The following is a 7,652-nucleotide window of genomic DNA, read 5'->3' as shown; positions in this document are numbered from 1 at the left end:
GGTGGGGTGAGCGGGTGGCAAAGACCCCATGGACCTTTCCCTCGTGGGGCGGTCTGGCAAGCAAAAGATCCCTTCTCGCCCTGTCCATCCAGAAGATGAGGATAAGGTGGGTGCATCCCTCGATATCCCTCAAGCCCTCCTCGAACTCCGCAAAAACCTCTATTTCACCTACCTCGCCTCGCCCTCTCCCCTGCTGGGGTGCCTCCTTAGTACCTTTAAAGGGGGAGCGAATGACCCCGATAGGGGTGAGGGCAAAATCCTGGCGGGAGTCCCCTGCCGCTTTTTTGCCCGCTAATGCCACCTTCTACGTCTCCCCCCTCCCCGACAGCGCCCCCGATGAGGGCCATACCCCACCGTGAAGGGCGGTCGGAGGGAACTCACCATGCATAGTACCATTCCCGAAGAGCCATGCCAAAGGGCATAATACCAGCCTCCTCTTTTGAAGTCTCCTCTTAAAACAACTATAGTAATTCTTAAGAGAAGTTTCAAGAACTCTGAGAGGACAAAAAGCTTGACATTTTAGATCAAATAAATTATATATAATAAGATCTTAGATTTTTGTCTTGAAAGGAGGGGAGAGGTGGACGAGTCATTTTTAGTGCGGGGGAGAGGCCCTCTTTCTAAGAAGACCCTACCTTGGAAGTCCATCGCTAAATTCCTCTTGACCATCCCCCTTGTATTGCTGGTATGTTCCCTCCCTTTGACCCTCATTAAAAATGATGAGCTTAAGGGGAAGGTGACCTCCATTGATTATTGGGATGTGATCCTTTTGGAGTTTGATCCATCGATAAAGGGGGAGATCTACCGCTTCATTCAAAGGTTTCACACCGGTCTCACCGATGAAGAGGAGGTGGGGTTGGTTGAGCTCATCTATGACGAGTCGCAAAGATACGATTGTGACCCAAAGTTGGTCCTCGCCCTCATCATGGTGGAGAGTTCATTTTATACCAAGGCCACCTCACCCAAGGGGGCCAGGGGGTTGATGCAGCTGCGTCCCCATGTAGCCAAGGCCCTGGCGCAGGAGGTGGGGATAAAGTGGGACAAGGATACAGTCATCTATGATCCCGAGGTGAACATCAGGTTGGGGCTCTATTATCTCTCCCGGCTCATCCTGCAATTTAAGGACCTTAAGGTGGCTATCACTGCCTATAATTTCGGCCCTACCTATACAAGGGAGAGGATGAGGGAAGGGAAGCCGTTGCCTACGTGGTATACAAATAAGGTCCTGCAGGGTTATCGAAAGCTTTCTCAAAAAGATCCTACAAGAAAGGTGAATCCCTTATAAAGAAGGGACTAACTCCTCCACTTTCTCCAAGACCACCTCGGGGGTTATCCCACGCATACAGCCCCTTTCAGGGCAATCCCTTTTGTTGCATGGGGCACAAGGGAGATCGATCTTGACAATCCCCTTTTCTTGTCCAAAGGGCCCTATCCAACGGGGGTTGGATGGTCCAAACAGGGCGACCACCGGTATCCCAAAGGCAACAGCGGCATGCATGGCCCCACCATCCACCCCGACGAAGAGGCGAGAACGCCTCATCAGGGCGAAAAACTGTTTGATGTTGGTCCTGCCCGCCACGATGACGGCATCTTCCTGCATCATCTCCCTGATCCCCTGCAGATAGCCCGCCTCCGAAGGGAGGCCGGAGAAGATGAGCTTGGCGCCATATCGGCGCACCATCTCGTCCCCGAGACGGGCAAAGGCCCCCTTCTCCCAGAACTTGCTCTGCCAACGTGCCGTGGCGCTGACAAAGACGGTGAAGTCCCCTGGCCTGATCCCCTCCTGAAGGAGAAGGCGGTCGATGTATGCTTTATCCTCTGGGGGTATGTATATGGGAAACTCGATCTCCTCAGTGGGGCAGCCAAAATAGCGGGCGAACTGCAAATAGTTCTCCACGGCGTGTCTCGACTTATCACGCAGGAAGATGGGACGGTTAAGAAAGAGGTGACTCAACTCCTTGGCATTTTTGAAGCCATATCTCTCCGCCCTTCTGTTCAAGAAGGCGAAGATGCCGCTCTTAAAGAGGGCCTGGAACTCCAAGACGACATCAAATCCCTTCTCTTGGAAGATGCAGTAGATCTTCCTTAGGTTGTGGAAGAACCTGATCCCTCCCTTCAGCCATGTCTTGGGGGTGGCATATTTGTCAGTCACCGAGAGGAGGTCCACAGGGATGATCTCGTCCAGGTAGGGGTTGCCGCTCAGGACATCCTGGAGGGCGCCTTGCACCAACCAAGCGATGTGGGCCTGGGGATATCGATCTTTTATGGCCTTCAGGGTGGGGAGGGTGAGGATCAGATCCCCCAAAGAGCTCAGACGGATGAAGAGGACCTTTTTGTTGTTCAAATCTTTGTGTCCTTCGCTCACTTTATCCCCACCACTGCCTCGGCAATGTTGAAACATTGATCCCCTATCTTCTCAAAGTTGGTGAGCATGTCGATGAAGACAAGCCCGGGGTCAACCCCACAGATCCCGTTGTTGAGCCTGCCTATATGCCCCTCCCTCATGCTGTCCTCTAGGTAGTTGACCCTCTCCTCATAGGCATCTGCCTCTGGTTTAATATAACGGTTCCTTTCCCGTATCCCATTGATTACCAATTCGAGGAATTCCCGGCTCACGGAGTAGATCTCCCTGATATCGGCTGTGGCCTGCTCCGTGAAGGGGAGCTTCAATCTAACCTTTCTCTCTACCAAGCCGCAGAGGTTCTCCGCATGGTCACCGACCCTCTCGATGTTGTTCACCATGTGGATGATGGAGTTGATCTCCCGTGAGTTCTCTGGTGACAGGGAACCCTGCGAGGTCCTGACCAAAAAGGAGATGATCTCCCGCTGCAGGAGGTCGACTACTCCTTCCTTCTTCCTCACCTGCTCAAGGCCCTTGGTAGTGTTGGCAAAAAGGGCCTCCATGACCCCATCGACCATGGCCAAAGAGATCCCTCCCATCCTCACTGTTTCGCTCCTGGCCTGCTCTATGGCCATGGGCGGGGAGTCCACAAATTTTGTATTGAGATACACCAGGTGAAACTGCTCCTCTTCCTCCCTCCGTTGGGGGATTATCCAATTTGATATCCTGGCCAATACCCCCAATAGGGGCAGAAAAATCAATGTGTTGACCACGTTGAACAGGGTGTGGGCATTGGCGATATGGCGTGCAATATAGGGCTTATCCCCCAATTCCATGCCAAACCCTTTGGCCTGCGCCGCCGTCTTGACCAGGAGGTCGGGGTCTCCAAGGGACAGCCAGTCTACCAATTTGAGGAAAAAGGGGAAGAGCAGCAAGATATAGAGGACGCCGAAGACGTTAAAGAGGGTGTGGGCCTGGGCGGTCCTCCTGGCAGCGGTGTTGGTCCCAATGCTGGCCAACTGGGCGGTGATGGTGGTGCCGATGTTGTCCCCTAAGATCAGGGCAACGCTCCCGTAGAACGAAAGCAGCCCCGAGGCTGCCAGGGTCATGATAACTCCGACCGTGACGCTGCTGCTCTGCATCATGATGGTAAAGATGGTTCCGACCAAGACCCCTAAGAGGGGGTTGCCGTCGAACTTGATGAAGATCTCCCTGACCACTGGGGAATCCTTCAAGGGGCTCATGGCGCCCTTCATAATGGCAAGGCCGAAAAAGAGCATCCCAAACCCCATAATGACCTCTCCGATGGACCTCCACATGTTGCCTCTGGCAAAAAGCCGCAATCCCACCCCCAGCCCGATGGCTGGCAGGGCATAGTGGTGGATCTTAAAGGCGATGATCTGCGCGGTGATGGTGGTCCCGATGTTGGCCCCTATGATGATCCCAATGGCCTGATTCAAGGTCATGAGGCCCGCATTGACAAAGCTGACGGTCATCACCGTGGTGGCGCTGCTGCTCTGTATGATGGAGGTGACTGCAAGCCCTATAAAGGCCGCCACCACCCGATTGTTGGTGAGGGTCTCCAGGATCTTCCTCAGCCTGTCCCCTGCGGCCTTCTGGAGCCCCTCGGACATGAACCTCATCCCGATGAAAAAGAGCCCCAGTCCTCCGATTAGGCCAAAGATGAGTTCCTCGGTTCCCATAAAGGTCATCCCTTAACCCTTTCCTCGCTGATCACCTGCAGACCCTCTCTCATCAGAAGGGCTGCTGTCACCCCTGTCCCCTTCGCTACCTCACCGTCCCGTACGATCTTCTCCACCCCGCAGGAAGGACTCCTCTCCTTTAGGATGGCTGCCTCGGCCCTGGTCAACCTGGCGATATTTAGGGTCTGTTGCGCCCCCCGAAGGAAGTTTTCGGTAACGTCCTCCCCCTGTTCATTGACCACCCTACCCTTCCCTTCCAGGATCAGGAGACCATCTCCCTCCTCTATCGCTGCCTGTGGTCTAGGGGTAGGAAGTCCCCCCAACTGTTCCGGACAGATGGGGATGAAGACCTTCCCCTTCAATGCCCTCAGGACTGCGGGATCCCTCTTTTCCCCCCTGTCAAACCTGCACCTGACCCCTACCAAACAGGCGCTCACCAATACCCTTTTCCCCTTATACAACCTCCACCCCCTCCCCAGTGACGATCTCCCCTATAGAGAAGGCCCCCTCACCCAATTTCCGGGCCTTTTGGCAGACTTCTTCCGCCCTGGAAGACTCCACCACCATCACCATCCCCACACCATTGTTGAAGGTCCTCCACATCTCCTTCTCAGGGACTCCCCCTTTTTCTATCAACTTAAATATAGGGGGTATCTCCCACCCCCCTTTTTCTACCACCGCCTTACACCCAGGGGGAAGGATCCTCTGGATGTTTCCCGGCATCCCCCCACCGGTGATGTGGGCCATCCCTTTGATGTTAAAGTTCTGCAGAAGGGAGAGGATCGGCTCGACATAGATGCGGGTCGGTCGCAACAGTTCTTCCCCCAAAGTCGTTTCCAGGCCGGCGACCTTATCCTCCAGTCTCAATTTCATCTCCTCCAAGAGAACATTCCTGGCCAGGGAGTAGCCGTTGCTGTGCAGGCCCTGTGAGGCCAGACCGATGATCCTGTCCCCAGGAAGGACGGAAGTACCATCGACGATCTTCTCCTCCTCCACCACCCCGAGGGCAAAACCGGCCATCTCAACCTCCCTCTTTTTATAAAAGCCGGGCATCTCCGCTGTCTCCCCCCCCACCAAGGCACACCCCGCCTCCAGACACCCCTGTGATATCCCCTTCATTATCTCCACCCCCTTTTCTAAGTCAAGTTGGGAAGTGGCAAGATAGTCGAGGAAGAAGAGGGGGGCAGCCCCTGTCACCACCAAATCATTGACGCACATGGCCACCAGGTCTATGCCGATGGTGTCGTACTTCCCCATCATAAAGGCCACCTTCAACTTAGTCCCCACCCCATCGGTGGTGGCGACCAGCACAGGGTGCCTATAGGCCGATAAGTCTGGGGCGAAGAGGGCGGCAAAACCCCCTATATCCCCCTTCACCCCCGGCGTGAAGGTGCGCTGGGCCAAGGGTCTTATCAACTGCACAAACCTCTCCCCTGCTTCGATATCCACACCGGCATCTCTGTACAGCAAGGTCTTTTTCTTCATCTCCTTATTTGACGACCTATATAGCTTGATGAAAGCCAAATGTCAAAGAGAAATTCTCGCCAATTTTATTATGACATATCTTACTTTAAAATATGCTAATAAAAAGAGAAGGGTTGCCTTCCAAGATAAAACAAAGGTTACATTAAAAAATGCTTGACAAAAATTTCCTTGTATCTATAATACCACAGTTTATTTTATTAAACTTTTTTCTTTTTTAACAAAGACCTTTGAAAATAGGGGAAAAGATAAAAAGCCTAAGGCAACTAAGCTCCTTGACTCAGGAGGAGCTGGCCGAGAGGGCTGAACTGACAAAGGGGTTTATCTCGCAGATGGAGCGAGATCTCACCTCCATTTCCCTGGATAGTCTTATTCAGATCTTGGATGCCTTGGATATAGATCTATCCCAGTTCTTCAAGGAGATGGTGGAGGAGAGGATAGTCTTTAAAAAAGAGGACAAGATCAGGATTAAGAGGAATGGGGTAGCCGCCTTTGAACTACTGGTCCCTGGCTCTGCCAATAGGAGTATGGAGCCGGTCAAACTGACCTTGAAACCAGGGGAAAAGACAGAGGAAGAAGATCCTCACCCCGGGGAGGAGATGGGCTATATCATTAAGGGAAAGGTGAACATTCGATTGGGGGACAACTCCTACTGCGCTGAGGAGGGGAACTGCTTCTATTTTACGGCCAACAGGGTCCATCAAATTTTGAATGCGGGCCAGGGGGAGGCGGTGGTCCTCTGGATCACCTCCCCCCCCTCCTTTTAAATGGGGTTTTTGGGGGTGGGTGTTTCGACAACACCCAATCTTTAGACCTTTCACCATCAAAGCTTAAAAGGGGGGTGGATAATTGAATGCATTAGGAAGACACCTTTTGGCGGAACTCTTCGGGTGTGATGAAGGGGTCCTGAACAACAGGGAGGTGGTCGAAAAGATCATGAACGGTGCCGCCCTGGTGAGTGGGGCCACGGTAGTAGGAAGCGTTTTTCATCTCTTCAATCCCCATGGGATCAGTGGCGTGGTGGTGATTGCAGAGTCCCATTTCGCCATTCATACGTGGCCGGAGTTCCGGTATGCCGCCGTGGATATCTTCACCTGCGGGGATGAGGTGGACCCTTGGAAGGCCCATGACTACATCAAAAGGCAACTGAGGGCGGATTCGGTCTCTACGGTGGAGATGAGGCGGGGGGAGCTCGATCCCAAAAACGGCAGCTTGTTTCCCAGACCCCCTCTGGTCTTGACCGATTCAGGGCTCCTGAGGGTATAAAGTGGTATTTGGCGAGTTGCCAAAGGGTTTCTTCTTGGCCAGCGGTTCTGCAGAAGGTTATACTCCTCTAAATGCCTTTGATGGTGCCTTGATAAACGCCGGCATCGGGGGCCCAACTTATGGAAGTTGAGTGGCATTTACCTTGGTGAGGTCATCTCCGAGACCATCCCATTAAGAGATAGCGTTTAGGCCCATTTTTTAGGTTTCCTTAAATGATTTCCCTTCACAATGGATGGGAAGGGGAGCATATTATCCAGAGACTACTCACAACAGTGGTTTGCCACCCCTAAAATTATAGCACTAATCTTCAGCCAGCCTTATAGTCAACTATTAAGAGGAATCGTTCTAAAAAATGATTGAGTTGTCTGAATCAAAGACTATCCAGATAATAGAAGGTTGGGATATTGAGGAAAAAGCAATCTTAAATTGTGTCGGCAAGTATGGCACTCCTTTACTTATAGCCTCAAGAGAGATAATAAGAAGAAATTATAAACGCCTTAAAGATTGTTTGCCGCAGGTAGAAATTTTCTATGCCGTCAAAGCAAATCATCATCTCAAGATAATCAAAATCTTACAAGAATTAGGTTCAAACTTGGATGTAAGTTCTTTAGGTGAGCTGGAAATGGCCCTTTCGAGCGGTTTTGATCCTAGTCAGCTTATTTATACTCGTCCGATAAAAGATGAGGATGAGCTGATAATTCTCAAGAAGTATGGGATTAAACCTTTGGTTTTTGATAATGAAAACGAGTTGAGAAAAATATCAGTGCACTACCCTCACTGTGAGGTTGTCCTTAGAATCAAAATAGAAAACCCCTATTGTTTAATAAATCTTTCTGAAAAATTCGGTTGTGAGATAAATG

General features: G+C 51.7%; 9 protein-coding genes and 1 pseudogene. 5 read left to right on the top strand and 5 right to left on the bottom strand.

Annotated elements, in window-relative coordinates; genetic code table 11:
* Positions 1-301 (bottom strand): tRNA (N6-threonylcarbamoyladenosine(37)-N6)-methyltransferase TrmO (gene tsaA / locus JRI46_11605; protein ID MBW2040211.1); only part of this gene is annotated, 301 nt, incomplete at its 3' end.
* A gap of 279 nt (positions 302-580) precedes the next feature.
* On the opposite strand from tsaA, the gene JRI46_11600 reads away from it, so the two are divergent.
* Positions 581-1,285, top strand: coding sequence for a lytic transglycosylase domain-containing protein (locus tag JRI46_11600; protein ID MBW2040210.1), 705 nt, complete (start codon positions 581-583; stop codon positions 1,283-1,285).
* Here JRI46_11600 and JRI46_11595 read toward each other — a convergent pair.
* Genes JRI46_11595 through JRI46_11580 form a run of 4 tightly spaced genes read right to left on the bottom strand, consistent with a single transcriptional unit; the run spans position 1,280 to position 5,529 of the window.
* A complete protein-coding gene (locus JRI46_11595) occupies positions 1,280-2,365 on the bottom strand; it encodes a glycosyltransferase family 9 protein (GenBank protein ID MBW2040209.1) in 1,086 nt (361 codons plus the stop codon). The two genes, JRI46_11600 and JRI46_11595, sit on opposite strands and share 6 nt — an antisense overlap.
* Positions 2,362-4,053, bottom strand: a complete 1,692-nt coding sequence (locus tag JRI46_11590) for a Na/Pi cotransporter family protein (protein ID MBW2040208.1) — start codon at positions 4,051-4,053, stop codon at positions 2,362-2,364. Before JRI46_11590 ends, JRI46_11595 begins: the two co-directional genes overlap by 4 nt.
* Entirely contained in the window at positions 4,050-4,505 is a 456-nt protein-coding gene (locus JRI46_11585) for a DUF523 domain-containing protein (GenBank protein ID MBW2040207.1), read from the bottom strand. Before JRI46_11585 ends, JRI46_11590 begins: the two co-directional genes overlap by 4 nt.
* Positions 4,498-5,529: a phosphoribosylformylglycinamidine cyclo-ligase gene (locus tag JRI46_11580; GenBank protein ID MBW2040206.1), complete on the bottom strand. Its 1,032-nt coding sequence runs from the start codon at positions 5,527-5,529 to the stop codon at positions 4,498-4,500. The genes JRI46_11585 and JRI46_11580 overlap by 8 nt, the downstream gene beginning before the upstream one ends.
* 227 nt (positions 5,530-5,756) lie before the next feature.
* On the opposite strand from JRI46_11580, the gene JRI46_11575 reads away from it, so the two are divergent.
* From JRI46_11575 to JRI46_11560, 4 genes and pseudogenes are all read left to right on the top strand, one after another.
* Complete coding sequence (locus JRI46_11575) at positions 5,757-6,293, top strand: cupin domain-containing protein (protein ID MBW2040205.1); 537 nt, start codon at positions 5,757-5,759, stop codon at positions 6,291-6,293.
* Between the two features lie 82 nt (positions 6,294-6,375).
* Positions 6,376-6,792, top strand: a complete 417-nt coding sequence (locus tag JRI46_11570) for an S-adenosylmethionine decarboxylase proenzyme (protein MBW2040204.1) — start codon at positions 6,376-6,378, stop codon at positions 6,790-6,792.
* A 1-nt stretch (position 6,793) separates the two neighbouring features.
* Positions 6,794-6,901: pseudogene (locus tag JRI46_11565) on the top strand (pyruvoyl-dependent arginine decarboxylase).
* Positions 6,902-7,144: 243 nt separating this feature from the next.
* The coding region (locus JRI46_11560; GenBank protein MBW2040203.1) for a hypothetical protein at positions 7,145-7,652 on the top strand (508 nt) is incomplete at its 3' end.

It is taken from the genome of Deltaproteobacteria bacterium (genome assembly GCA_019308925.1).
In the GTDB taxonomy this organism is placed as follows: Bacteria; Desulfobacterota; B13-G15; order B13-G15; family RBG-16-54-18; genus JAFDHG01.
This window is presented reverse-complemented; position numbering and strand designations above follow the sequence as displayed.

What these genes read in the sequence shown, in the direction of transcription:
- JRI46_11590 (MBW2040208.1), bottom strand. Translation starts at nt 4,053, where the DNA reads ATGACCTTTATGGGAACCGAGGAACTCATCTTTGGCCTAATCGGAGGA.
- JRI46_11580 (MBW2040206.1), bottom strand. Translation starts at nt 5,529, where the DNA reads ATGAAGAAAAAGACCTTGCTGTACAGAGATGCCGGTGTGGATATCGAA.